We start from the raw sequence: 21,999 nt of genomic DNA, 5'->3' as shown, positions 1-21,999 counted from the left end.
GCTCTCAATAGGGTTGATAGTAATAGTGAACGCGCGGCCCATAATAGGGGTGGCCGTAATACGGATGACCGTAGTACGGCTGCGGCGCATAATAGACCCGGGGCGGTCCGTAATAGCCGGGTCCAGCGTAATAGCCCGGCCCACCGTAATAATAATAGTCATCATCATGCTGATGTGCGGCAATCGCGCCGATCGTCCCGATCATGACGCCCATGATGGCGAGACCGGCCGCCGGATTGCCGCGATAGACGCGCCGATAGCGCCGGCGCGCGCTGAGATCGGTTGCGTCTGAGGCTGACGCCTTCACGATGCCCTGCTTGCTGACAGGGGCGGCTGCGCGCGCCAAGGACGGCGCGGGCGCGCATGTTGCACCGACGACTAACGCGGCTGCGGCAAGCGCGATTCTGACGCTGGCTGAACCGTAGAGACTTTGACCGCTGATCATGCATCCCCCCGTCGCTTCGTCCGTCTCTGATACAACAAGCCCAGGCGAGCCGCTTGACCTGCGTCAACGACGCGGTCCGGTGACACCGGGCATCGGCTCTGAACAGGGCGCTCCCTTATTCTGTTTTAGACGTCCGCTTCGGCAGGTGGTTCAACGCCTGTCATGCGCATTTTCCGCGAACCGACAGACCGGTACCGGAAACCAATGCGTGCGCGCTCACAAACACAAAGAAGACAGACAGGAGCCTCGATGACTTCAGCAGAGGCTTCCCTAAGCCAAACGGGCACCGACGCCGTCGCGCCATCGCTGATGGCACGACGGCAGCCAGATGCACTTACATCCGCACCGGCTGGTTCGATCGCGAGGCCTGATGATGCTTGGCGGCGACGCGCTCGGAGGCAAAGCCGTACACCACGGCCAGCCGGTCCAGGCATTCCTTGAAGCGGCGGGCGAAATAGTCATTCCAGCGCTGGCTGGCGAAACCCCGCTTGTGACCGACCTGCTCCATCGTCAGACCTTGCACCAGGACATCATGGGTGATCGCCGCCCCGTCCGCCCCGAGCTCGCGCTCGGCCCGGTTCAGCCGCAGCACGGCCTGCCGTTGGCCTTCGGTCACCGGCTCACGCCCGCGCGCGCCGTCGACATGCTCGCGGGTGGGGTCGATGGCCTGCGGCCCCCGCTCAGCTCGCTCCCAATCGTGCTGGAAAGCCCGACCGGCGCGGAATTGGGCGTCATCGAGCTGCTTGTGCGCATGCAGCCGGCCGAGCGGGTCGCCGCGGACCGATCGCAACGCGACGATCTTCTCGCCCGGCTCGAGCGCCAGCGGATCGTCGATTTCCACCGGAATCACGTCAGCATTCAACGGCAGGTCGTGAGCTCTGCGGTCGTGGGTTTTGGCCATGCGATAGGGCTTGCTGCGTCTGGGGCGCGCCATGTCTCGTCTCCGGAAAATGGGTGGGGTCAGGTCGGGTCGGGCTTGCCGCGGCTACGCGGCGGCGACCAGCCGCAGGATCAAACGGCCGCCGGGGCGCACCACGGTCTCCTCAGGCGGAAGCCGTGTGAGATGGTAATGCGGCGTGCAGTAGCAGGAGCCGGGCTGGCGCGGATGGCCGCAGAAGGTGATCGGATCGCCGTCGCGGTCGCCGCCATAGGGGTAGTGGCAGTCGTTGGGTTCGAGCTGATCGAGCGACAGCAGCCGCGGGCTGATGCCGACGCAGCGCAGCTTGACCGGCGCGCGGGGTTTCGATGGAGCCGACATCGGCCGCGCCGCCGCCTCCGCGCTTCGCCGCACGGTTCGGACCGCCGCGGACATCGGCCGGGGGTCGGATCGCGCGGCTTTCGGCCCGCCGGGGGCGATCAGCCCGATCCGCTTGCCGCGGCCGAGCGTCGCGTTCCGCGTATAGGCGGTTCCGAACTGCTTGTTGAGGGCGCGCGCGATCTCGGCATAGGACCGCCCCTGGGCATGGAGCTCGCACAGCATCTTGGAATGTTGGTCTGGCCAATCGGTGGATTGCATTCTCGCCTCTTTCTTCTGGGTCGGGGCCGCCGGACCGGCCGGCAGCACCCGACGGCCAAATCTTCCGATATTCCGAAGAAAAAGTCAAGCTTGAATTCTGATAATGCGAAACATATACTGCTTTCCGAGATTCGCAAAAGGGGTCAAAGCCATGTTGGACGTCGCCATGATCGAGCGTGCACTCGAGAAGCCGGGAAAGACCAAGGGAGGATTGGCACGCGCCATGGGCGTGCGCCCGGGCGCCGTCTCCGAGATCCTCGGAGGCCAGCGCCTGATCAAGGCGGCCGAAATCCCCCTGATCACGGAATATCTGGAGCTGAACTCCGTCCCGATCATGGGACGCGTCGGCGCCGGCTCGGTAATCGAGCCGGATTACGAGCAGGTGCCGCTCGAGGGCCTGGGCGAGGTCGCCCTGCCGTTCCCGATCTCCGAAGAGACGGTCGCCTTCGAGGTGATGGGTGATTCGATGCTGCCGAAATATGAGAGCGGCGACGTGATCGTCGTCTACAAGGAGCAGCGCCACCCGCTGTCGAGCTTCTACGGCGAGGAGGCCGTGGTGCGGCTGAAGTCCGGCGAACGCTATTTGAAGACGATCGAGCGCGGCAAGTCGCCGTCCGTGGTCAATCTGAAGAGCTTCAACGCCAAGCCGATCGTCGGCGTGAAGCTGGACTGGATCGGCGAGATCTTCGTCACCCTGCCGCGCGGCCAGATCTCGCGCATCCGGGCCAAGGCGGCGGCGAAGTCGCGCGCCCGCGCAGCCAACAAGTAAGGCTCGAGGCGGGTCGCGGGGGCGCCGACGCGCTCCCCGCCGGCTTGCTGCTCAGGTCCGAATCGGCCTTGACATTTTTCTGATTTACAGAAATAATGGCGCGATCACAGTCAGCCGAAGGCGAACTGGCGCTCCATGCAGTATTTCGTCGTGATGATCGACTACGGCCGCCGCGGACGCGAGGCCGTGGTCGATCCCGAATTGACCCGGCGAGACGTCGTCGCCCGGATCGTGTCGGGCGAGTATTCCAATATCAGCTTCATTCACGAGATCGTCGGCCAATCCGTCGCCGACATCACCGCGGACCTTATGTCAGAGGCGGCGTTGCCCGAGATCCATCACCAGGAAACGGACTTGAAGGCCATGCGGTTCGATCATTTGCGTGATCTCCGCAAGCACGAGCCGGCCGGCTGACCGGCCGGGGGCTGGCAGACGCCCCGCATGTGCGGCCGCCCACCAACGCCTGTCCGCCGCTCGCTCAGACCAGCAGGACGGTGGAGCCGGTGGTCTTGCGCGCCGCCAGATCGGCGTGCGCCTGCGCCGCCTCCTTGAGCGGATAGGTCTGGTTGACCTCGATCTTCACCGCGCCCGACTTCACGACGTCGAACAGCTCGTTGGCCATCGCGACCAGGCTCTCGCGCTTGGCGGCGTAGGTGAACAGCGTCGGACGGGTGACGAACAGCGAGCCCTTCTGCGCGAGCAGGCCGAGATTGAGCGGATCGACCGCGCCCGACGACTGCCCGAACAATACCGCATAGCCGAGCGGTGCGAGGCAATCGAGCGACTTCAGGAACGTGTCCTTGCCGACGGAATCGTAGACCACCGGCACCTTCTTGCCGCCGGTGATCTCGTTCACACGGGCGACGAAGTCCTCGCGGCTGTAGACGATGGTATGGTCGCAGCCATGCGCCTTGGCCAGTTCCGCCTTGTCGTCGCTGGACACGGTGCCGATGACGGTGACGCCGAGATGCTTGGCCCATTGGCTGAGGATCAGCCCGACGCCGCCGGCGGCGGCATGCAGCAGGATGGTCTCGCCCGCCTTGACGCGGTAGGTCTGCCGGATCAGATATTGCGCCGTCAGGCCCTTGAGCATCATCGCGGCCGCGGTCTTGTCGTCGATCTCATCGGGCAGCTTCAGCAGCAGCGCGGCCGGCATCAGCCGGGCCTCGGAATAGGCGCCGAGCGGCGACGAGCCATAGGCAACGCGGTCGCCGACCTTCAGGTCCGTCACCCCTTCGCCCAGCTCCTCGACCACGCCGGCGCCCTCGCTGCCCAAGCCGCTCGGAAGCTGCACCGGATAGAGGCCCGACCGGTTGTAGATGTCGATGAAGTTGAGGCCGACCGCCGTGTGGCGAATGCGCGCCTCGCCCGGCCCTGGCTTGCCGACCTCGACCTGCTCCCAAGTGAGCACCTCGGGGCCGCCGGTCTTATGGAAGCGAATGGCGTTCGTCATGTCTTGCTCATCCTCCCTGCAGGAGCCTGACGGTCGCGCCGTTCTGCCGCGGTTATTGTTCTGCCTGCATCGGCACCGTCGGCTCATTAGGTAGCCGCTCACCACGCCCCCTGGCAACCGCCTTCGATGCGGCCTCGATCGCTGGAGCGCTCGCCAGGAACCCCGTCCGCCGTTCCCGCGTTCATCGGCCAACAGCGAGGACCGCCTCATGCCGCCGAAAAAACGCAGTGCCGTGGTCAGCCCGGCCATCCTGATCGAGCTCGCCTGTCACACGTTCATGGGCACCGCGCTGGGGCTTGGCTTTGCGTTCGCCCTGACACAGGTCGATGCGTTCGGCATCTCCACTCTCATCGCCCACAGCCTCGACCCGCACATGACGTTCGTCGTCTTTGTCGGCACATTCACGCTGGCCTTTGCAGTCGGGGCAAGCCTGACCGGCTTCGTATTCACGATGATGCAGGAGCGGTAGTTTCGGACGGCTTCGTCCTCGGCGCTGTCACATGCCCGTCGTGCAAAGATTGCAGATGAGCGGCATTCGGATCGCGTGGAGACGAGAATGCCCGGACCATCGCGTGCGATTGCTCCGCCGTTGAAGAGCCCGCGGCCATGACGAGCGGCTGGCTCGCACTCCTGGCCGCCGGCCTGCTCGAAATCATCTGGGCGCTGGGCCTCAAGCATTCCGACGGCCTGACCCGCTTCTGGCCAAGCCTCGGAACCGTCGTCGCGATCCTGCTCAGCTTTGCGATGATGTCGCTCGCCTTGCGGTCACTGCCGTTCGGCACCGCCTATGCGGTGTGGACGGGCATTGGCGCAGCCGGCAGCATCGTTGTCGGCATGTGGTTGTATAGCGAGCCGGCCGATCCGATCCGCCTGCTCTGTCTGACGCTGATCATTGCCGGCATGGTGGGGCTGAAGCTGAACTCGCCGGTCTGACCGTCCTGCTCCCACGCCAGCTTCGGCACAGCTCGATGCCACCGAACAGCGTCAAGGACAGGATGAACGGGATCAGGTGATAGAGGATGCGGAACATCAGCAGCGCCGCGAGCAGCTGGTCCTGATCATCGCCGCCAAGCCCGAGCATGATCGTGGCATCGAACAGTCCGATGCCCGCCGGCGCGTGACTGGCGAAGCCGAGCAGTGTCGCAGCAATGAACACAGCCATCAGTCGCGCGACATCGATGCCGAGCTCGGCCGGAATCAGGACATACATCGCAAGTGCCGCGGTGCTGAGATCGAACAATCCGATCAGGATCTGCAACAACACCGTCGGGCCTGACGGCAGGCGCAGCCGCCATCGCTCGCTGCGCCGTCCGGGCCAGCTCCAGATGACAAAGGCGAGAATGCCGCACAGCAGCGCGGCGGCGACCAGCCGGTTGAGCGTCGGCGGCCAATACTCCACCCAGCCGAACGCATCGGGATCAATCATCAAGCTGAGGCCGAGCGCTGTCAGATTGCCGAGCCAGAACGTCAAGCCCGTGAGGAAGCTGATCTTGGCGATGTCGAGCGCACCGAGCTTGTAAGGGGCGTAGACGCGATAGCGCACCAGCGGCGAGATCAGCGCGACAGCGCCGATGCCGTGGGCAATCGGATAGCTCGTGAAGCTGCCAACAGCGGCAGCACGAAACGGGATGTCCTTGCGACCGATCGTGCGGAGCGCAAAGAGATCATAGAAGATCAGACCGCCGTAGGAGAGCGCGATCAAGGCCAGTGCGAGACCGATGAGCTTGGGATCAGTCGCCTGCGCGATCGAGACCGCATGAGCGATATCGAGCTTCTTGATCGCGCGTGCGAGCACGGCGACCGCGATCCCAGCGATCACGAGGCTCAAGGCAAATCCCGCCAAACCGCGCAGCCAGGCCCTGCTGTTCAGCTGCGGAGGCAGATCATCGTTCAGCACGGCCATTCAGCGGATCTTCTCGCCGAGGCGATGTGCGCCGGCTGATTCGAGCGGGATGATGGCGCCGTTTGGCACGTCCATGTGACAGCTGCGTTACCGTTCGATCGCAGACGACGAATCCTTAATCGATCGTTAATTCCACGCCATTCGCGTGGCGCAGTGCGTTGACGAAACAGTGCTGCATCGCACATTGCGGATCATTCAAATTTGAATTAATCGCACCGTCCTTCGCGCGTAATGAAGCGAGCCGTATCACTACGGATGCATAGCGGTCGCATCTTCGTCACGCTGTGTGCCTAAGACGTGAGCGCAACAACAAGGTTCGAGGCACCATGAACGCGGAATTCGATCACGAGCTGACGCCGGATCAGTGGGAGACCCTCAAGGCTCTCCGCGGTCCCGTGCGCGAAGGCCGTCGGCCGAACGGCTTCATCGTCGAACAACTCATTGCACTTGGACTTGCGGTCGTCGACGGCGGAGCGGCCAGGATCACGCCGGACGGACGTAAGGTCCTCATCCGGGGCTCGTCGCGCCTGCTCGACGTTGCAGCCTGAGCCAACCCGCGAACGCCGTCCCTCGCGGCGATCGTCACCACATCGACTGGCGCGCACGCTCCGGCCATTCGCGATCGTACTCCGCACCATCGACGGCATCGGCCGTCATGGCCGCCAGGATCTGACCGGGCGTCGGGATCTGCTTCGGATCGACGCGCTTGTCGGGGTTCCAGAGATCGGCACGCACGATCGCGCGGGCGCATTGGAAGTAGATCTCGTCGACGGTCAGGACGAGAACCGTGCGCGGCAGCTTGCCTTCCATGCGGAACGACTCGAGCAGCTCCGCGTCTGTCGACAAGTGACCGCGACCGTTGACGCGCAGCGTGTTGCCCGATCCCGGAATCAGGAACAACAGTCCGATGCGCGGATCGCGCACGATGTTGCGGAGTGAATCGACCCGGTTGTTGCCGCGGCGATCCGGCATCATCAGCGTCTTCTCATCATGGATACGGACAAAGCCGGGGAGATCGCCGCGCGGCGAGCAGTCCAGGCCTTCCGGTCCCGATGTCGCGAGCGCAACGAAGGGCGATCTTTCGATCATCACGCGATAGTGCGGTGTCACCCGGTCGGCCACTTTGGCCGTCGAGGTTAATCCCGTCTGGCCGTAGATCGCCTCGAGCTGCTCAATCGTGGTGATGATCGACATCGTTCACAGCTCCTTTCACCTCGGGCAGTCCCCTGCCGTTCGATCCCTTGATCACCTCGATCAGCCTGCGTCCGTGTGTCGCGGGGGCGCCCACATTGTTGATCGTGACGTCCGCCGTCACCGTCTCCGTGCCGACGCTCCGATGCAGTCGCTCGCCGATGTCCGTGTCGCTCGGGCGATGCCGCTTGCCGAGACGTTCTGCGAGAACATCGGCCGGCGCGGTGATGTTCACCACGACGACGTCGGCATAGTCGCGCCGCGCTGCGGGGATGACGGTTCGCGACACGTTGACGACGACGGTGCGGCCCGCGGCGATGTCGTCCCTGAGCTTGCGCGGGACGCCATAGCGATGCCCATGCGCGTCCCAGCTCAGCGCGAAAGCGCCGGCCGCGAGAGCCTCGCGAAACGCCGCCTCGCTCATTTCTAGATTGTCCTCGAACGCCGAGGCCTCGCGGGTCACGACCCGCTGCGGAAACACGATGTGGTCGTCGCCCGCGCATGCGGCTCGCGCGAGGTTGAGCAGCGTATCCTTGCCCGCGCCGCTCGGCCCGACCACGAGCACCAGCCGCCCTGGTCCCAGTCGCGCGTGCTCATCATCCGAGCCAGTCGGCGCCGCGCTCATGCCACCCGCTGCCCTTCGCGCCAGACGCTGCGCACGACGGCGTGATCGCCGGCGACGTGAACGCGGATCAGGTCGGCGCGCTTGCCGGCCGCGATCTCGCCGCGGTCATGCAGCCCCACCGCGTCAGCCGGTGCCTTGGTGACGGTCCGAACCGCGGCAGCGAGATCGATCGCCGGCACGCGCTGTGGCAACTGCAGCGCGCCCATCAGCAGGCTCGAGGGGACGTAGTCCGACGACAGGATGTCGAGCAGTCCCTCGCGCGCGAGGTCGACAGCGGCGATGTTTCCGGAATGCGAGCCGCCGCGGACCACGTTCGGCGCACCCATCAAGATGCTGATGCCCGCCTCGTGCAGCCCGCGCGCGGCTTCGATGGTGGTGGGAAACTCCGCGACGGCGATGCCGTCCTTGATCGCATCGGCGACGTTCTCGTCGGTGGTGTCGTCGTGGCTGGCGAGGGGCACGTCATGGGTCTTGGCCAGCGCGACGATGTCGCGCATGTTCGCCGCCGCATAGGCCTGCTGATAGGCGAAGCGGCGCGCGAACATCACGTCGAGCTCCGCATCGGTCTTGCCGCCGCTCTTGCCGCGGTAGTAGTCGCGAAGCTTGCCCTCGTCGCGGAACTGGCGCTGGCCCGGCGTATGATCCATCAGCGACATCAGACGGACGTCCGGGCGGCCCGCCAGCTGCTTCGCCTCCTCGACCACCGTCGGCATCGGCACCTCGCAGCGCAGATGCAGGAAATGATCCGCACGCAGCAGGCGCGTGTCGCGCGCCCGCGCGATCGCGTCCGCGAGCACATTGGCCTGACCGTCGACGCCTTCCGCACCCTCCTCGCTCCAGACGCGCAGCGAATCCAGAACCGTCGTGATGCCCGCCGTTGCAAGCTGCCCGTCATAGGAAATGACCGCGGCGACAGGATCCCAATACACCTTCGGGCGCGGCACGAAATGCGCTTCGAGGTGGTCGGTGTGCAGCTCGACGAGCCCCGGCATCAGCAGATCGCCGCCCGCGTCATGACTGCCGGCAGGCGCCGCGCCTTCGCCGATCTCGGCGATCCCGCCGTCGACCATCGCCACCCAGCCCTGCTCGATGACGCGGTCGGCGAGGACCAGCCGGGCGTTGCCTATCACGGTGTCGGACATGTTCGCGCTCATCTGCTCCTCTGCCTTCTACGCCGCCGCCGCGAACGTCGTCACATCGACCGTGCGGTCTGCGATGTCAGCACGGATATCATCATCGTGCACGATCGCAATCATCGCGACGCCGGCCTGCTTCTTGGCCGCGATGAGATCGACTACCACGGCCCGGTTCGCCGCATCGAGCGAAGCCGTCGGCTCGTCGAGCAGCAGGATCGGGAGATCGGAGATGAAGCCGCGCGCGATGTTGACGCGCTGCTGCTCGCCGCCGGAGAACGTCGAGGGCGGCAGCGACCACAGCCGCTCGGGAATGTTGAGCCGGCCGAGCAGCGCGCCAGCACGCGCTCGCGCCTCCTCGCGCGCGACGCCGGATGCAAGCAGCGGCTCGGCCACCACGTCGAGCGCGGCCACGCGCGGCACGGCGCGCAAGAACTGGCTGACATAGCCGATGGTCTGTCGCCGCGCATTCAGCACCAGACGCGGCTCGGCGCCGGCGAGATCGGTCATCTCGCCCTGGTGACGGACGCTGATGCGGCCGCCGTCGCAGCGATAATTGCCGAAGATCATCTTCAGGATCGACGACTTTCCGGCGCCCGACGGCCCCGACAGCACGACGCACTCGCCGGCCGCGACCTGGAACGAGACGCCCTGCACCACCGGCAGCGAGATGCCGCCCTGCAGGTGCATGGTGAAGGTCTTCCTGGCATTCTCAACGTTGAGCATCACGGTCATTGCTTTCACGCTCACGCCGGCAGGATCGAGGACACGAGAAGCTGTGTGTAGGGCTCGCGCGGATCGTCGAGCACCTGGTCGGTCAGGCCGGTCTCGATCACCCGCCCCTCCTTCATGACCATCACACGATGAGACAACAGCCGCGCCACGGCAAGGTCATGCGTGACCACGATCGCGGCGAGGCCGAGCTCGTTGACGAGGCTGCGCATCAGGTCGAGCAGCCGCGCCTGGACGGAGACGTCGAGGCCGCCGGTCGGCTCGTCCATGAACACCAGCCGCGGCTCGGTCACCAGGTTTCGCGCGATCTGCAGCCGCTGACGCATGCCGCCGGAATAGGTCCGGGGCGCATCGTCGATGCGGGCCGTGTCGATCTCGACGCGCTCGAGCCAGGACGATGCCGTCTGCCGGATTCGCCCGTAATTGTTCCAGCCGACCGCCATCAGCCGCTCGCCGACATTGGCACCGGCGGAGACCGCCATGCGCAGGCCCTGGGCCGGGTCCTGATGCACATAGCCCCAGTCGGTGCGGAACAGGAAACGGCGCTCGGCCTCGCCGAGCTCAGCGAGATCCCGCAGCACGCCGTCGCGCATGCGGTAGGAGACGCGACCGCCGCTCGGCGCGAGCTGAGCCGACAGCATCTGCAGCAGCGTGGACTTGCCCGAGCCGGATTCACCGACGATCGCGAGCACCTCGCCAGGATAGAGCACGAAGGAGACGTCGCGGCAGGCGGCAAGCCGACCGTAACTCTTGGTCAGCCCCTCCGCAACGAGCAGCGGCTGATCCGATGCGCCGGTAACGTCAGCCATGGGCCGCCTCCTTGTGCGGGGCGGCACTCTCGGTGCCCCGATGTCCGGCCGCCTGGCGGCCCTCGCAATAGTCGGTGTCCGAGCAGACGAACATGCGGCTGCCCTTGTTGTCGGTCACGATCTCGTCGAGATAGGAATCTTCCGCGCCGCACAGTGCGCACGGCGCATCGAACTTGTAGCGCGTGAACGGATGATCCTCGAAATCGAGCGACACCACTGACGTATAGGGCGGAATGGCGTAGATGCGCTTCTCGCGCCCGGCACCGAACAATTGCAGCGCCGGGCAATTGTCCATCTTGGGATTGTCGAACTTCGGTGTCGGCGACGGATCCATCACATAGCGCGCATTGACCTTGACCGGATAGGCATAGGAGGTCGCGATGTGGCCGAAGCGCGCAATGTCCTCATACAGCTTGACATGCATCAGCCCGTATTCCGCCAGCGCATGCATGCGCCGCGTCTCGGTCTCGCGCGGCTCGAGAAACCGCAGCGGCTCTGGGATAGGAACCTGATAGACCAGCACTTGGCCCGCGCGCAGCGGCGCCTCGGGAATGCGGTGACGCGTCTGGATCACGGTCGCGGCATCCGTCGATGTCGTGGTCTCGACGCCCGCCGTCTTGGCGAAGAACTTGCGGATCGAGATCGCATTGGTGGTGTCGTCCGAGCCCTGGTCGATGACCTTGAGCACGTCCTCAGGCCCGAGGATGGCCGCGGTGACCTGGACACCGCCCGTGCCCCAGCCATAGGGCATCGGCATCTCGCGGCTTGCGAACGGCACCTGATAGCCGGGGATCGCGATGGCCTTGAGGATGGCGCGGCGGATCATCCGCTTGGTCTGCTCGTCGAGATAGGCGAAGTTATAGGTCGGCGCGTTCATTCCGCAGCCTCCTTCAGCGCGGGAGCGGCATTGGTCTCGGCAAACTCCTGGCGCAGCTTGCGCAGCAGGCCAAGCTCGGACTGGAAGTCGACGTAATGCGGCAGCTTCAGGTGCTCGACGAAGCCGGTCGCCTGGACATTGTCGGAGTGCGACATCACGAACTCCTCATCCTGCGCCGGCGCCACCACATCCTCGCCGAGCTCGCGCGCGCGGAGCGCGCGATCGACCAGCGCCATCGACATCGTCTTGCGCTCGCTCTGGCCGAACGCCAGCCCATAGCCGCGGGTAAAACACGGCAGCTCGGTCGCGGAGCCCTTGAACTGATTGACCATCTGGCATTCGGTCAATTCGATCGACCCGAGCGTCACCGCGAAGCCGATTTCCTCCGCAAAGAATTCGACCTCGACCTCGCCGAAGCGGATCTCGCCGGCGAACGGATGATTGCGGCCATAGCCGCGCTGGGTCGAATAGCCGAGCGCCAGCAGAAAGCCCTCGTCGCCGCGCGCGAGATTCTGGAGCCGCAGATCGCGGCCGGCCGGAAAGCTCAGCGGATCGCGCGTGAGATCGCCAACCGGCGCATCGGCCTCGGCGGCAGGAGACGGCTCGATCAATCCATCCTGCCCGAGGATGTCGGTGACGCGCGGCATCGGAACATCGGACGTGGCGGCGATAGCCGGCTCTTCCGGTTCGCCGCCCTGCGCCAGACCAGGATCGAGCAGCCGATGCGTGTAGTCGAAGGTCGGACCAAGCACCTGCCCGCCCGGAATGTCCTTGAAGGTCGAGGAGACCCGTCGCTGCACGCGCATCGCGCCGGTGTCGACCGGCTCCGTCGCCCCGAAGCGGGGCATCGTCGCGCGGAAGGCGCGCACCAGGAAGATCGCCTCGATCAAATCGCCGCGCGCTTGCTTGATGGCGAGCGCGGCCAGCTCACGGTCATACAGCGAGCCCTCGCTCATGACGCGATCGACAGCCAGCCCGAGTTGCTCGGAGATCTGCGCCAGCGACAGCTCCTGCACGCTCCTGTCACCACGGCGCTCATGCGCCAGCAGCCGGTGCGCATTCTCGATGGCGCGCTCGCCGCCCTTTACCGCCACATACATGCGTCAAACTCCCGAGGATGCGAGGCGCGTCGTGCGCGGGATGGCGACCAGCGCGCGATCGTCGACCAGGATCACATCGACGCCGCGCGGAAACAGCGCTTCGTTGATGGACAGCCGCGCGAACAGATCCGTCGGCTCGATCGTCGCTGTCAGCGCCGTGGTGCCGTCGATGCCTGGGCCACGCAGATGAAATGTCTCGCCCACGGACAGGCTCGGGACCTGCATGATCAAAGTCGTCGAGCGGTCGGGATACTCGGGCGTCCCCAGCGCGAACGAGGCGAGGTCCGGCAGCGCTGCAGGCTCCGCGACTAGCGCGAAGCTCGCTGCGTCCGGCCGCGCGACGATCGGCGCGCCGGTGTGAAACTTCAGCCACGCACTGACATCCGGCACGCTTGCGAAAGCCTGATCCAGCCAGACAGGCGTATCCTGATCAAGCAATGTGAGCGCGATGGCCGCAACGCCCGCCATCATCGAGGACGGGCGACCGACCTCATCGTCGACCACCATCACCTGCCCCGGTCGCGCCATCGCCTCCATGACGAGGCGGAAGGTCGATTGCGCCGACAGAACCTTGTCGGCGAACCCAGGCTGCAGCTCGATCGTCGTCGCCGCCATCAGCCTTCTCCCCGCACCATGGTGTAGAAGTCCACCCGCGTCGCGGCAGCCTCGGCCGCGCTCCGCTGCTGGTCCGCCTGCATCTGTGCGCGCAGCGGAGCCACGACCTTGGCCTCGATCGCCTGGGCGTACTCAGCCGATTGCAGCAGGGCATCACACAGCGCGATCAGCCGCGCTTTCTCATTGTCGCGACCGAGCACATAGCCGAACCCGACCTGGCCGCTGTCGAGCCGCACGGCGGCACGGGACACGGTCGCCTCGCCGAGATTGAACGGTGCGCCGTCGCCACCGATCCGACCACGCACCATCACGAGCCCGCTCTCGGCGGCCCGGAGCTCGCGATGCGGCGGCACCGTGAACTCGGCCATCCGCGCTTCGATTTCAGCCGAAGAGACATGCGCGAGCACGCGCATCGCCCCTTTCCGCCTGTCTTGCAACGCCGTGTCACCACTCATGGCCGTTCCGATCTTGCCGGGCTCAAGTTGTCTATGATAATAGACAACTTGATAAGAGGACGCCATGACTGTTTGATGACATGGCCGTGATTTTCGGATGGGCTGGTTGGAGCGGCGATGAGCATTGAGGACGCCGGATCGGGCGTGGCGCTGTGGCGGCGCGTGGCTGATGGCATCGAGCGCGAGATCGCCGAAGGCCGTTTCGCGGCGGGGACGCGGCTGCCCGGCGAGACCGAGATCGCCGAGAGCTATCGCGTCAATCGCCACACGGTGCGGCGTGCGCTCGCGACCTTGGCCGAGCGCGGGCTGGTGCGCGCGGAGCGCGGCAGCGGCACCTATGTCGAGGCCCCTCGCCTGTCCTATCCGCTGCGCTCACGGACGCGCTTCTCCGAGATCGTCGGCGCCGGCGGCCGCGAGCCGCGCGGACAATTGATCGCGGCGTCCGAGGAGCCGGCGACGCGCGAGCTCGCACGCGCCTTGGGATTGAAGACGGGCGCGCCGCTGGTGCGCATCGAGGCCTTGCGCTTTGCCGACAAGACGCCGATTTGCGTCAGCACCTCGTTTCTGTCGGCCGAGCGGTTTCCGGATGCTGGCCGCATCTTCGCCGCTGTGCGCTCCATGACGGCGCTGCTGGCGCATTACGGCATTCGCGACTATCGCCGCGGCTCGACGCGCATCACGGCCGCGATCGCGGACGCCAGCGACGCCGCGCGGCTCGATCTCGCGCTGGGGCGTCCCGTGCTGGTCGTCGACAGCACCGACATCGATGCCGACGGCACGCCGCTGGTCAGCAAGCGCTCGCGCTTTGCTGCGGAGCGCGTCACCTTCGAGGTGGAAAGTTGATCGGCCTCGGCAGCGGAGTCGAAGACGGCGCAATCAGTCGATCAACGACCCATCAGTGTTGAAGAACGGGTGCGGGCCGTCGAAGTCGCCGATCGGCACCTGATGCGTCACGATCGTTCCGAACTCAGGCCCGGCAAACCAGGTGTGAAGATGGAAGGCCGGCGGCTCGACCTTGAAGGCAGGTGGGCGAAGCGCTGCAAGGTCAAGATCGACGGCGTGGTTCGGCGCGGGACAGATCGTGCAGGGAACGCCGGCAAAGCGCGTCAGCGCAGCGCGATGCACATGGCCGGAAGCGATCAGTTGCACCCGCGGATGGCGACGCACGATGGCCGCGAGCTCGTCGGCATTGCGCAGATTCTGCCGGTCCATGTGCCAGATCCCGGCGGCGAACGGCGGGTGATGCAGGAACAGTAGAGCCGGCCGCTCAGTGCTGGCGGATAGCGTTGCCTCGAGCCAGCGGAGACTATGCGGCTCGAGCTCACCATGGGGATGGCCGGGGACGCTGGAATCGAGCAGCAGCAGATCGAGGTCGGCCAATTGCACGTGCCGGTTCAGCGGACCTGAAGTGGCCTCGTAAGAATGATCGGGGAATGCAGCGCGCATCAACTCGCGCGAATCGTGGTTGCCGGGAATGGCGACGAACGGCAGCTTCAGCTCGGCGAGCAGGCTTTTGAGATGGGTGTACTCCTCGGCGGATGGCGTGTCGGCGAGATCGCCGGAGATCACCACGAGATCGATCCTGGGCGCGAACCGGTTGAGCTCATCGATGCAGCGGGACAGCGCCTGCGCGGTGTCGACCCGGCGATAGGCGAGCCGCCCGGGCGCCTTGATGTGCAGGTCGGAAATCTGCGCGATGGTGACCGGAGTCTTCGTCATGGGCGTCAGCCTTCCTCAGGCAGCAGGCGAATGGCATCGCGTGGAATGGCGAGGCCGACGCGCTCGCCCGCGCTGACCCTAATCGTATTCGGTGCATCCACCGCCAGCGGAATCGACGCGGCGTCGCGCACGATGATGCGCTGGCGATCTCCGGCGAACCGAACGTTGTCGACGACGCCGGCAAGGCTAGCGGTTGCGGCGTCGGAGATCGCGATCGTCTCGGGGCGCACCATCGCCACCGCCCTGCTCATCGCAGCTGGCCCATCCACCGGCACGCGGCCGCCGGGCAGGATCAGCTCGCCGTTCTCGATCGCCGCCTCGATGATGTTGGCCGCCCCGACGAATTCGGCAACGAAGCGATTGGCGGGCGTAAAGTAGATCTCGCGCGGCGTGCCGATCTGCGCAATGGCGCCCTTGCGCATCACGACGATGCGGTCGCCGAGCTCCATCGCCTCGGCCTGATCGTGCGTCACATAGATCGCGGTGATGCCGAGCTTACGCAGGAGATCGTTGAGCTCGCCCCGCAGACGCTCACGCAACGCTGCATCAAGCGCCGTCAGCGGCTCGTCGAGCAGCAGCACGCTCGGCCGGATCGCGACCGCACGCGCGAGCGCGACACGCTGGCGCTGGCCGCCTGAGAGCTGATCGATGCGCCGGCCTTCCAGCCCGCCGAGATTGGTCAGCGCGACAAGCTCCTCCACTCGCGCCGCGCGCTCCGTCTTCGACATGCCGCGAAGCTTCAGCCCGTAGCCGATATTGTCGGCGACGCTCATGTTCGGGAACAGCGCGTAGGACTGGAACACCATGCCGACATTACGCCTCTCGATCGGCTGCCGCGTCAGATCCTTGCCGTCGAACAGCACGCGGCCGCCGCTATCGGGCGTCTCGAGGCCCGCGACAATCCGCAGCAGCGTGGTCTTGCCGCAGCCGGACGGGCCGAGCAGCACCAATGTCTCGCTCTGGCCGATGTCGAGCGTGGCGCGCGCCAGTGCGCAGGTCCCATCGGCAAACGTCTTGCCGCAATTCTCCACCTTCAGCGCGGCGCCGTGCCGGGTCATCATGTTCACCGTGATTGTCCTCTCTCACCGATCCATTGCATGGCCACCAGCAGCGGGATGATCATGACGAAGAAGATCAGCGTGTAGGCCGAGGCGACCTCGAGCCGCATCGATGCGTAGCTGTCGGCGAGGCCGACGGGCAATGTCTTGGTCAGCGGCGTGTGCAGCATCCAGGTCAGGTTGAACTCGCCGAGCGACAGCGTCACCACCATCAGGCTGCCGGCCAGGATTCCAGGAGCCGCATTGGGCACGATGACATCGACGAAGCGGCGCCATGGTGACGCTCCGACGGACGCAGCGCCTTCGTCGAGCGATTTGACATCGATGGTCGCGAACACCGCCATCACCGAGCGGACCATGAAGGGCATCGTGAAGATCACATGCCCTGCGAGGATGAACAGCCAGGAGCGCCGGAAGCTGCCGAAGCCGCCATAGGTGAGCAGCAGCGCGAGCGCGATGGCGAGCCCGGGAATGGCCAGCGGCAGCGTAATGATCTCCTCGACCAAGCGCGCGAGACGGCCACCGCGCACATACAACGCGTAGGCCGCGGGAACGCCGACCACGAGCGTGACGGCGAGCGTGCCCAGCGCGATCATGATCGAGGCCAGGATCGTTCCGGAATAGAGCTCCCAGACCTGGGCGACCCATTGCAAGGTCACGCCGGACTGGAGGCCGCGGAAGTAGTTCACCGTGACGCCTGCGGCGATCGAGAGCCCGGCAGGCACGGCGAGAAACGCAGCGACGAGCAGCGTGAACAGAAACTGAAGCGTGAAGAGAATCCGGTTGCGCACGTGCTAGCCCGCTGCTGCCACGGAGTTGCCGGTGAAGGTGCGCGCCAGCGCCAGGATCAGCCAGGTCATCACGCCGAGCCCGACAGACAGCGCCGCCGAGGTGGCGAGGTTTCCGGCAAGTGTGAACTCCGTGTAGATCAGCATCGGCAGCACGTCGATATTGGTCGCGAGCGTGAACGCGGTGCCGAACGCGCCCATCGCGGTTGCGAATGCGATGGCGCCCGAGGCGACCAGCGCGGGCGCGAGCGCCGGCAGCACGACTTCGCGCAGCACGGCCCATGGGCTCGCGCCGAGCGAGCGGGCCGCCTCCTCCAGGCTCGGGTCGAGCTTCTGCGCGGCCGCCATGATGGTGAGAATGACCCGGGGAATCGAGAAGTAGAGATAGCCGAGGAACAGGCCGTAGATCGAATAGGCGAACACGATCTTGTCGCCCAGGAGACGCGAGGACACATCACCGATCAGGCCCTGGCGGCCAGCGAGCAGAATGATCATGAAGCCGATCACGACGCCCGGAAACGCGAGCGGAAACGTCAGGATCGCGACCAGGACGGCGCGGCCGGGGAAGCGATGACGCTGCAGGAACAGGCCGGCGATCGTTGCCACGATCAGCGTCGCGATCGTGGTCGTGGCGGCCAGCACCACCGTGTTCAGAAGCGTGGCACGATAGCGCGGCTCGGCGATGATGGCGAAATATTCCGCCAGTCCGCGCGGCCCTTCCGCGCCGGTGACGAGCAGATGCGCCATCGGCAGAACGAAGAAGGCGGCCGTCACGGCCGCCAATGGCAACAGACACATCCAGACGAAGGATTTGTGCGACATGATCTCAAGCGTGCCCCGCCGGATCTCGGCCGGCGGGGCACGGGTCTCCCTTAGCGGACTTCGGACAAATAGCGGTCGACGAAGCCCTTCTGCGCGGTTTCCATGTCGCCCCAGTTCACGCTCTTGGCGCGGGCATAGTCGCTGTCAGGCAGGAACTTGCTCTTGACGGACTCCGGCAGCTCGATCGGGCGGGCCGGACGCAAGTAGGCGTTGGTCCAGATCGCCTGGCCCTTGTCGGACAGGAGATAGTCCATGACCTTCTTCGCCTTGTCCTTGTCGGGCGCGTTCTTCACCAGACCGACGACGTAAGGGAACACCACCGAGCCCTCGCAGGGAATGACGAACTCGAAATTGCCCTTCTCGGTGTACTTCGCGCGATAGGCGTTGAAGTCGTAGTCGAACAGGATCGGGATCTCGCCCGAGACGACGCGGGCATAGGACGTCTGCTTCGGCACGATCGGATCGTTCTTGCGCAGGTCCTTGAAGAAGCTCAGGCCCGGATCGAAGTTCGTCGGCGAGCCGCCGAGCGCAAGATTGACGGCGACGGCGCCGACATAGCCGACCGCCGCCGAGCTCGGATCGAGATAGCCCACCATGCCCTTGTAGTCGGGCTTGAGCAGGTCCTTCCAGCAGGCCGGAACGGGCTTGCCGCCGAGCGCATCCTTGTTGACGAACAGGCCGAGCGTCCCGGAATGGATCGTGGTCCAATAGCCGTCCGCATCCTTCAGCCCGGCCGGGACCTGATCCCAGTTGACCGGCTTATAGGCTTCCAGCGCGTCCTGCGCCTTCGCCTTCATGCCGAAGGTCACGCCGAAATAGCCGATGTCGCCGACCGGATTGGCCTTCTCGGCGAGGATCTGGGCCAGCGCCTGGCCGGAGTTCTTGTTGTCGTGCGGAATGTCGTAGCCAAGATCGGTCTTGATCGCCTTGAGCATCGAGGCCCAGTCGGCCCATTCCGGCGGACAATTGTAGCAGATGACGTCAGCGGCTTTGGCTGGCTGCGACGGCGCCAGAACGAACAGCGCGAGCAGCGCAAGAACGAGGCGGATGACCTTCATGATTGAGACTCCTATGTCTGGCATCGCGGCCAGTTCCGGAGCCCCCTTAAGGCCGGCAGATGAAAGATTTGCGACACCGCGTGCAGTGCACACAGGCCTCTGCGCAGCCTGATCGTTTGTCTGCGAACGATCGCAACCTTCAGATGCCGCTCATGCCACCGCGCGACGTCCGATGATGGCGAAGCGCAGCCTGTTCGAGATCCAGTCGATGGCGGCCACGGCCACCAGGATCATCAAGATCAGGAACGACACCTTCTGCCATTCGAGCACGCGGATCTGCTCGGCCAATTGCAGCCCGATGCCGCCGGCGCCGACAATGCCGATGATCGTGGCCGAGCGGGTGTTGGACTCGATGAAATAGAGCACCTGGCCCGCGATGACAGGAAGCACCTGCGGCAGCAGGCCGAAGCGGATCTCATGCAGCGCGTCGCCGCCGGATGCCCGCACGCCCTCGACCTGCCTGCGGTCGGCGCTCTCCATCGCCTCCGAGAACAGCTTGCCGAGCGCACCGAAATCCGAGACCGCGATCGCGAGGACGCCGGCGAACGGCCCGAGGCCGACGACATTGATCCAAACCAGCGCCCAGATCAGCGTATCGACGCCGCGGATGGTGTCGAACAGCCTGCGCACCGGAAAGCGGAAGATCGCCGAGGGAATGACGTTGCGCGCCGCCAGCAGGCTGACCGGAAACGCAAGACACGCGGCCAGCGTGGTGCCGAGCACCGCGATCGAGAGCGTCTCGCCGAGCGCCTTGAGATAGATCGGCAGCGACGAGCCGGGATCGGGCGGCAGCATCAGGCGCGCAATCCAGCCGAGTTGGCTGAGCCCCGCGAGGATGCGCGACGGTGAGAAATCCAAATCGACGAGGCCGAAGATGAACACCGCGAGCGCCAGGAGCAGCACCACGGGGGTCGCGAGCCGCGCCGACATCGGCCGATTGAAGATGTGGGGATAGCGCTCGCGCAGCTGCGCCTGGTCCGGCGTGTCCTGGAGGCTCATGTCCGCGCCTCCGCGCCGAACAGCCGCCCGCGCAGCCAGCCGGTGCCGATATCGATCAGGAACACCGTGATCACGATCATCACGAGGATGGCGCTGACATCCGAATAATAGAACTTGCGGATCGCCACCACGAGCTCCTGGCCGATGCCGCCGGCGCCGACGAAGCCCATCACGGAGGCCTCGCGCACATTGATCTCGAAGCGCAGCAGCGTGTAGCTGGAGAAGCCGGCGATGACCTGCGGCAGCACCGCGAAGCGCATGCAGGACAGCCAGCTCGCGCCGGTGGCTCTGACACCCTCGACCGGCTTCATATCGGCATTCTCGACCACCTCGGAGAACAGCTTGCCGAGCGCGCCGCTGGAATGCACGGCGATCGCGAGCACGCCGGCGACAGGGCCGAGACCGAACGCGATGACGAAGATCAGCGCGAACACGATGCCGGGAACCGTGCGCGCGAATTCGAGCAGCCGGCGGACCGTAAACCGGACCCAGGGTGCCGGCGAGGTGTTCTCTGCGGCAAGGAAGTTGAGACAGAACGCGACCAGCATGCCCGCGAGCGTGCCGACATAGCTGATCAGCAGCGTCTCACCGAGCAGCTTGATCCACTTCCTGAAGCCCCAGAACCACTCGGGGATATTGGTCCAGACGCGGTGGCCGTCATCTAGCGTGAAGATGCGATCGAAATAGCTGACGAAATTGCCGAAATAGGTGAACAGCGTCGCCAGATTGACCTCGGCGCCGATGGCCGCAAGGAGCAGAACAGCCAGGAACGCCAACGCAGAGACCGCAAGACGCAGGCGTCGGCGGGAGACGGCCCGGCGATATGCGTCGTTCAAAGCCTCAAGCTGCTGGCTCGGCAGGATCGAAACGGCGACCGCCATCGGATGAGTGCTGCTCTCTCTGGAAATATATGGCGTCAGTCAAGGCGGGAGCCGGGTCATGCCCGACCCGGCTCACGCTTGGATGAGACGTCGATCAGGACGCCTTCTTGCGCAGGCTGTCGACGAACTTGATCAGGTCGATCGTGCCGTCCCAGTCCTTGGTGGTGGCCGGATGGAAGCCCTTCTTCTGGCCGTCGGAGAGACGGTCGAACGCCGCCTTGTCCTTGGTCGGCGCCTCGAAGAACGCCTTGGCGATGGCCTCCTTCAGGTCGGCGGGCAGATCGGAGTTGTAGGCATAGGGGCCGTTGATGATCGGGGCCGACTTGTGGATGATGCGGAAGTCGTCCTTCTTCATCGGCGAGCCGTCGGCGTTCTTCAGCATGCCCTTGGTGAGCATCTGCGCCAAGGTCGAGTCGTTGTCGCTGGTCCACTGGTTGGCCGCGACGTCGACGGTGCCCTGGGCCAGCGCGAGGATCGCATTCTCGTGGCTGCCGGCGAAAACGACCTTGCCGAAATAGGCCTCGGCGTCGGTCACGCCCATCTTGTTGAGCTCGAAACGCGGCACGTTGTTGCCGGAGGTCGAGTTCGGATCGACGAGGCCGAGATTCTTGCCCTTGAGATCCTCGACCTTCTTGTAGGGGCTGTTGGCCTTGACGAAGAACACGGAGTAATAGCCGGTGCTGCCGTCGGCGTTGATGTCGTTGGCGAAGGCGTCGATCTTGACGCCGGTCAGACGCGCGCGGGCAAAGGAGGCCGAGCCGTAGCTCGCGATGTGGATGTTGCCGGCGCGCTGCCCCTCGATCACCGCCGCGTAGTCATTGGCGATGCGGAGCGTCACCTTGGTGCCGAGCTCCTTGGACAGATAGTTGACGAACGGCGTCCAGCGCTCGGTCACGCCGGAGGCATTCTCGGCCGGGATCACCGCAAAGGTCAGCTCCGGATATTTCGCCTTCCAATCCTCGGCGGACGCCGAGCCGGCGAAGCCAAGCGCGGCAATGCCGGCCAGAATGATGCGACGATTGATCATGGCAAATCCTCTTTTTGGGCTCAT

Annotated in this window: 28 protein-coding genes; 6 read left to right on the top strand and 22 right to left on the bottom strand. The window is 65.4% G+C overall.

Going from position 1 to position 21,999, the window contains the following annotated elements; translation table 11 throughout:
* Positions 1 to 4: 4 nt before the first annotated feature.
* The 3 genes from ACVILH_RS16415 to ACVILH_RS16405 all read right to left on the bottom strand — a co-directional run bounded on the left by ACVILH_RS16415 (position 5) and on the right by ACVILH_RS16405 (position 1,961).
* Positions 5 to 445, bottom strand: coding sequence for a hypothetical protein (locus ACVILH_RS16415; protein WP_456713811.1), 441 nt, complete (start codon positions 443 to 445; stop codon positions 5 to 7).
* A 334-nt stretch (positions 446 to 779) separates the two neighbouring features.
* A complete protein-coding gene (locus ACVILH_RS16410; RefSeq protein WP_456713810.1) occupies positions 780 to 1,379 on the bottom strand; it encodes a DUF6456 domain-containing protein in 600 nt (199 codons plus the stop codon).
* Between the two features lie 51 nt (positions 1,380 to 1,430).
* Positions 1,431 to 1,961, bottom strand: coding sequence for a GcrA family cell cycle regulator (locus tag ACVILH_RS16405; protein WP_456713809.1), 531 nt, complete (start codon positions 1,959 to 1,961; stop codon positions 1,431 to 1,433).
* 151 nt (positions 1,962 to 2,112) lie between these two features.
* On the opposite strand from ACVILH_RS16405, the gene ACVILH_RS16400 reads away from it, so the two are divergent.
* Both ACVILH_RS16400 and ACVILH_RS16395 read left to right on the top strand, forming a co-directional pair.
* The gene (locus ACVILH_RS16400; protein ID WP_006609745.1) at positions 2,113 to 2,730 is read left to right on the top strand and encodes a LexA family transcriptional regulator; all 618 of its coding nucleotides are present in this window, start codon (positions 2,113 to 2,115) and stop codon (positions 2,728 to 2,730) included.
* A gap of 135 nt (positions 2,731 to 2,865) precedes the next feature.
* The gene (locus tag ACVILH_RS16395; RefSeq protein ID WP_456713808.1) at positions 2,866 to 3,144 is read left to right on the top strand and encodes a hypothetical protein; all 279 of its coding nucleotides are present in this window, start codon (positions 2,866 to 2,868) and stop codon (positions 3,142 to 3,144) included.
* A gap of 64 nt (positions 3,145 to 3,208) precedes the next feature.
* Here ACVILH_RS16395 and ACVILH_RS16390 read toward each other — a convergent pair whose 3' ends face one another.
* Positions 3,209 to 4,183, bottom strand: coding sequence for a quinone oxidoreductase family protein (locus ACVILH_RS16390; RefSeq protein ID WP_456713807.1), 975 nt, complete (start codon positions 4,181 to 4,183; stop codon positions 3,209 to 3,211).
* Between the two features lie 208 nt (positions 4,184 to 4,391).
* Here ACVILH_RS16390 and ACVILH_RS16385 point away from each other — a divergent pair, with 208 nt between their 5' ends.
* Positions 4,392 to 4,652, top strand: coding sequence for a hypothetical protein (locus ACVILH_RS16385; RefSeq protein ID WP_006609742.1), 261 nt, complete (start codon positions 4,392 to 4,394; stop codon positions 4,650 to 4,652).
* Between the two features lie 137 nt (positions 4,653 to 4,789).
* Positions 4,790 to 5,116: a DMT family transporter gene (locus tag ACVILH_RS16380; protein ID WP_456713806.1), complete on the top strand. Its 327-nt coding sequence runs from the start codon at positions 4,790 to 4,792 to the stop codon at positions 5,114 to 5,116.
* On the opposite strand, the gene ACVILH_RS16375 is transcribed toward ACVILH_RS16380, so the two are convergent.
* The gene (locus tag ACVILH_RS16375) at positions 5,073 to 6,086 is read right to left on the bottom strand and encodes a lysylphosphatidylglycerol synthase transmembrane domain-containing protein (RefSeq protein WP_456713805.1); all 1,014 of its coding nucleotides are present in this window, start codon (positions 6,084 to 6,086) and stop codon (positions 5,073 to 5,075) included. The two genes, ACVILH_RS16380 and ACVILH_RS16375, sit on opposite strands and share 44 nt — an antisense overlap.
* Before the next feature lie 326 nt (positions 6,087 to 6,412).
* On the opposite strand from ACVILH_RS16375, the gene ACVILH_RS16370 reads away from it, so the two are divergent.
* A complete protein-coding gene (locus ACVILH_RS16370; RefSeq protein WP_456713804.1) occupies positions 6,413 to 6,634 on the top strand; it encodes a hypothetical protein in 222 nt (73 codons plus the stop codon).
* Positions 6,635 to 6,668: 34 nt separating this feature from the next.
* On the opposite strand, the gene ACVILH_RS16365 is transcribed toward ACVILH_RS16370, so the two are convergent.
* Genes ACVILH_RS16365 through phnG form a run of 9 tightly spaced genes read right to left on the bottom strand, consistent with a single transcriptional unit; the run spans position 6,669 to position 13,623 of the window.
* Positions 6,669 to 7,280 (bottom strand): pyridoxamine 5'-phosphate oxidase family protein, encoded by a 612-nt coding sequence (locus ACVILH_RS16365; RefSeq protein WP_456713803.1) that lies wholly within the window; start codon positions 7,278 to 7,280, stop codon positions 6,669 to 6,671.
* The gene (gene phnN, locus ACVILH_RS16360; protein WP_456713802.1) at positions 7,258 to 7,902 is read right to left on the bottom strand and encodes a phosphonate metabolism protein/1,5-bisphosphokinase (PRPP-forming) PhnN; all 645 of its coding nucleotides are present in this window, start codon (positions 7,900 to 7,902) and stop codon (positions 7,258 to 7,260) included. Before phnN ends, ACVILH_RS16365 begins: the two co-directional genes overlap by 23 nt.
* The gene (locus tag ACVILH_RS16355) at positions 7,899 to 9,056 is read right to left on the bottom strand and encodes an alpha-D-ribose 1-methylphosphonate 5-triphosphate diphosphatase (RefSeq protein WP_456713801.1); all 1,158 of its coding nucleotides are present in this window, start codon (positions 9,054 to 9,056) and stop codon (positions 7,899 to 7,901) included. The genes phnN and ACVILH_RS16355 overlap by 4 nt, the downstream gene beginning before the upstream one ends.
* A gap of 15 nt (positions 9,057 to 9,071) precedes the next feature.
* The gene (gene phnL / locus ACVILH_RS16350) at positions 9,072 to 9,770 is read right to left on the bottom strand and encodes a phosphonate C-P lyase system protein PhnL (RefSeq protein ID WP_456716996.1); all 699 of its coding nucleotides are present in this window, start codon (positions 9,768 to 9,770) and stop codon (positions 9,072 to 9,074) included.
* 11 nt (positions 9,771 to 9,781) lie between these two features.
* A complete protein-coding gene (gene phnK / locus ACVILH_RS16345) occupies positions 9,782 to 10,576 on the bottom strand; it encodes a phosphonate C-P lyase system protein PhnK (protein WP_456713800.1) in 795 nt (264 codons plus the stop codon).
* On the bottom strand, positions 10,569 to 11,453 hold the full coding sequence (locus tag ACVILH_RS16340) for an alpha-D-ribose 1-methylphosphonate 5-phosphate C-P-lyase PhnJ (RefSeq protein ID WP_456713799.1): 885 nt from the start codon (positions 11,451 to 11,453) through the stop codon (positions 10,569 to 10,571). Before ACVILH_RS16340 ends, phnK begins: the two co-directional genes overlap by 8 nt.
* On the bottom strand, positions 11,450 to 12,553 hold the full coding sequence (locus tag ACVILH_RS16335; RefSeq protein WP_456713798.1) for a carbon-phosphorus lyase complex subunit PhnI: 1,104 nt from the start codon (positions 12,551 to 12,553) through the stop codon (positions 11,450 to 11,452). The genes ACVILH_RS16340 and ACVILH_RS16335 overlap by 4 nt, the downstream gene beginning before the upstream one ends.
* Before the next feature lie 3 nt (positions 12,554 to 12,556).
* A complete protein-coding gene (gene phnH, locus ACVILH_RS16330; RefSeq protein ID WP_456713797.1) occupies positions 12,557 to 13,168 on the bottom strand; it encodes a phosphonate C-P lyase system protein PhnH in 612 nt (203 codons plus the stop codon).
* Positions 13,168 to 13,623, bottom strand: coding sequence for a phosphonate C-P lyase system protein PhnG (gene phnG / locus ACVILH_RS16325; protein ID WP_456716995.1), 456 nt, complete (start codon positions 13,621 to 13,623; stop codon positions 13,168 to 13,170). The genes phnH and phnG overlap by 1 nt, the downstream gene beginning before the upstream one ends.
* 117 nt (positions 13,624 to 13,740) lie before the next feature.
* Here phnG and phnF point away from each other — a divergent pair, with 117 nt between their 5' ends.
* Positions 13,741 to 14,466 carry a phosphonate metabolism transcriptional regulator PhnF gene (phnF, locus tag ACVILH_RS16320; protein WP_456713796.1) on the top strand — a complete coding sequence of 242 codons (726 nt, stop codon included), beginning with the start codon at positions 13,741 to 13,743 and terminating at the stop codon, positions 14,464 to 14,466.
* 33 nt (positions 14,467 to 14,499) lie between these two features.
* Here phnF and ACVILH_RS16315 read toward each other — a convergent pair whose 3' ends face one another.
* From ACVILH_RS16315 to phnD, 8 genes are all read right to left on the bottom strand, one after another.
* The gene (locus ACVILH_RS16315; RefSeq protein ID WP_456713795.1) at positions 14,500 to 15,342 is read right to left on the bottom strand and encodes a phosphodiesterase; all 843 of its coding nucleotides are present in this window, start codon (positions 15,340 to 15,342) and stop codon (positions 14,500 to 14,502) included.
* Positions 15,343 to 15,347: 5 nt separating this feature from the next.
* The gene (locus ACVILH_RS16310; protein ID WP_456716994.1) at positions 15,348 to 16,403 is read right to left on the bottom strand and encodes an ABC transporter ATP-binding protein; all 1,056 of its coding nucleotides are present in this window, start codon (positions 16,401 to 16,403) and stop codon (positions 15,348 to 15,350) included.
* Between the two features lie 2 nt (positions 16,404 to 16,405).
* Positions 16,406 to 17,191: an ABC transporter permease gene (locus ACVILH_RS16305; RefSeq protein WP_456713794.1), complete on the bottom strand. Its 786-nt coding sequence runs from the start codon at positions 17,189 to 17,191 to the stop codon at positions 16,406 to 16,408.
* 3 nt (positions 17,192 to 17,194) lie between these two features.
* On the bottom strand, positions 17,195 to 18,010 hold the full coding sequence (locus tag ACVILH_RS16300) for an ABC transporter permease (protein WP_456713793.1): 816 nt from the start codon (positions 18,008 to 18,010) through the stop codon (positions 17,195 to 17,197).
* Positions 18,011 to 18,060: 50 nt separating this feature from the next.
* Positions 18,061 to 19,068: an ABC transporter substrate-binding protein gene (locus ACVILH_RS16295; protein WP_456713792.1), complete on the bottom strand. Its 1,008-nt coding sequence runs from the start codon at positions 19,066 to 19,068 to the stop codon at positions 18,061 to 18,063.
* 150 nt (positions 19,069 to 19,218) lie between these two features.
* The gene (phnE, locus tag ACVILH_RS16290; RefSeq protein ID WP_456713791.1) at positions 19,219 to 20,067 is read right to left on the bottom strand and encodes a phosphonate ABC transporter, permease protein PhnE; all 849 of its coding nucleotides are present in this window, start codon (positions 20,065 to 20,067) and stop codon (positions 19,219 to 19,221) included.
* A complete protein-coding gene (gene phnE / locus ACVILH_RS16285; protein ID WP_456713790.1) occupies positions 20,064 to 20,948 on the bottom strand; it encodes a phosphonate ABC transporter, permease protein PhnE in 885 nt (294 codons plus the stop codon). Before phnE (ACVILH_RS16285) ends, phnE (ACVILH_RS16290) begins: the two co-directional genes overlap by 4 nt.
* A 94-nt stretch (positions 20,949 to 21,042) precedes the next feature.
* A complete protein-coding gene (gene phnD, locus ACVILH_RS16280) occupies positions 21,043 to 21,975 on the bottom strand; it encodes a phosphonate ABC transporter substrate-binding protein (protein ID WP_456713789.1) in 933 nt (310 codons plus the stop codon).
* Positions 21,976 to 21,999 lie beyond the last annotated feature (24 nt).

The sequence above is a fragment of the Bradyrhizobium sp. USDA 4353 genome (assembly GCF_054063215.1).
The sequence above is the reverse complement of the archived record's forward strand: the minus strand, read 5'-3'. Positions and strand labels throughout refer to the sequence as shown.

What these genes read in the sequence shown, in the direction of transcription:
- ACVILH_RS16415 (WP_456713811.1), bottom strand. Translation starts at nt 445, where the DNA reads ATGATCAGCGGTCAAAGTCTCTACGGTTCAGCCAGCGTCAGAATCGCG.
- ACVILH_RS16410 (WP_456713810.1), bottom strand. Translation starts at nt 1,379, where the DNA reads ATGGCGCGCCCCAGACGCAGCAAGCCCTATCGCATGGCCAAAACCCAC.
- ACVILH_RS16405 (WP_456713809.1), bottom strand. Translation starts at nt 1,961, where the DNA reads ATGCAATCCACCGATTGGCCAGACCAACATTCCAAGATGCTGTGCGAG.
- ACVILH_RS16400 (WP_006609745.1), top strand. Translation starts at nt 2,113, where the DNA reads ATGTTGGACGTCGCCATGATCGAGCGTGCACTCGAGAAGCCGGGAAAG.
- ACVILH_RS16395 (WP_456713808.1), top strand. Translation starts at nt 2,866, where the DNA reads ATGCAGTATTTCGTCGTGATGATCGACTACGGCCGCCGCGGACGCGAG.
- ACVILH_RS16390 (WP_456713807.1), bottom strand. Translation starts at nt 4,183, where the DNA reads ATGACGAACGCCATTCGCTTCCATAAGACCGGCGGCCCCGAGGTGCTC.
- ACVILH_RS16385 (WP_006609742.1), top strand. Translation starts at nt 4,392, where the DNA reads ATGCCGCCGAAAAAACGCAGTGCCGTGGTCAGCCCGGCCATCCTGATC.
- ACVILH_RS16380 (WP_456713806.1), top strand. Translation starts at nt 4,790, where the DNA reads ATGACGAGCGGCTGGCTCGCACTCCTGGCCGCCGGCCTGCTCGAAATC.
- ACVILH_RS16375 (WP_456713805.1), bottom strand. Translation starts at nt 6,086, where the DNA reads ATGGCCGTGCTGAACGATGATCTGCCTCCGCAGCTGAACAGCAGGGCC.
- ACVILH_RS16370 (WP_456713804.1), top strand. Translation starts at nt 6,413, where the DNA reads ATGAACGCGGAATTCGATCACGAGCTGACGCCGGATCAGTGGGAGACC.
- ACVILH_RS16365 (WP_456713803.1), bottom strand. Translation starts at nt 7,280, where the DNA reads ATGTCGATCATCACCACGATTGAGCAGCTCGAGGCGATCTACGGCCAG.
- phnN (WP_456713802.1), bottom strand. Translation starts at nt 7,902, where the DNA reads ATGAGCGCGGCGCCGACTGGCTCGGATGATGAGCACGCGCGACTGGGA.
- ACVILH_RS16355 (WP_456713801.1), bottom strand. Translation starts at nt 9,056, where the DNA reads ATGAGCGCGAACATGTCCGACACCGTGATAGGCAACGCCCGGCTGGTC.
- phnL (WP_456716996.1), bottom strand. Translation starts at nt 9,770, where the DNA reads ATGACCGTGATGCTCAACGTTGAGAATGCCAGGAAGACCTTCACCATG.
- phnK (WP_456713800.1), bottom strand. Translation starts at nt 10,576, where the DNA reads ATGGCTGACGTTACCGGCGCATCGGATCAGCCGCTGCTCGTTGCGGAG.
- ACVILH_RS16340 (WP_456713799.1), bottom strand. Translation starts at nt 11,453, where the DNA reads ATGAACGCGCCGACCTATAACTTCGCCTATCTCGACGAGCAGACCAAG.
- ACVILH_RS16335 (WP_456713798.1), bottom strand. Translation starts at nt 12,553, where the DNA reads ATGTATGTGGCGGTAAAGGGCGGCGAGCGCGCCATCGAGAATGCGCAC.
- phnH (WP_456713797.1), bottom strand. Translation starts at nt 13,168, where the DNA reads ATGGCGGCGACGACGATCGAGCTGCAGCCTGGGTTCGCCGACAAGGTT.
- phnG (WP_456716995.1), bottom strand. Translation starts at nt 13,623, where the DNA reads ATGAGTGGTGACACGGCGTTGCAAGACAGGCGGAAAGGGGCGATGCGC.
- phnF (WP_456713796.1), top strand. Translation starts at nt 13,741, where the DNA reads ATGAGCATTGAGGACGCCGGATCGGGCGTGGCGCTGTGGCGGCGCGTG.
- ACVILH_RS16315 (WP_456713795.1), bottom strand. Translation starts at nt 15,342, where the DNA reads ATGACGAAGACTCCGGTCACCATCGCGCAGATTTCCGACCTGCACATC.
- ACVILH_RS16310 (WP_456716994.1), bottom strand. Translation starts at nt 16,403, where the DNA reads ATGATGACCCGGCACGGCGCCGCGCTGAAGGTGGAGAATTGCGGCAAG.
- ACVILH_RS16300 (WP_456713793.1), bottom strand. Translation starts at nt 18,010, where the DNA reads ATGTCGCACAAATCCTTCGTCTGGATGTGTCTGTTGCCATTGGCGGCC.
- ACVILH_RS16295 (WP_456713792.1), bottom strand. Translation starts at nt 19,068, where the DNA reads ATGAAGGTCATCCGCCTCGTTCTTGCGCTGCTCGCGCTGTTCGTTCTG.
- phnE (WP_456713791.1), bottom strand. Translation starts at nt 20,067, where the DNA reads ATGAGCCTCCAGGACACGCCGGACCAGGCGCAGCTGCGCGAGCGCTAT.
- phnE (WP_456713790.1), bottom strand. Translation starts at nt 20,948, where the DNA reads ATGGCGGTCGCCGTTTCGATCCTGCCGAGCCAGCAGCTTGAGGCTTTG.
- phnD (WP_456713789.1), bottom strand. Translation starts at nt 21,975, where the DNA reads ATGATCAATCGTCGCATCATTCTGGCCGGCATTGCCGCGCTTGGCTTC.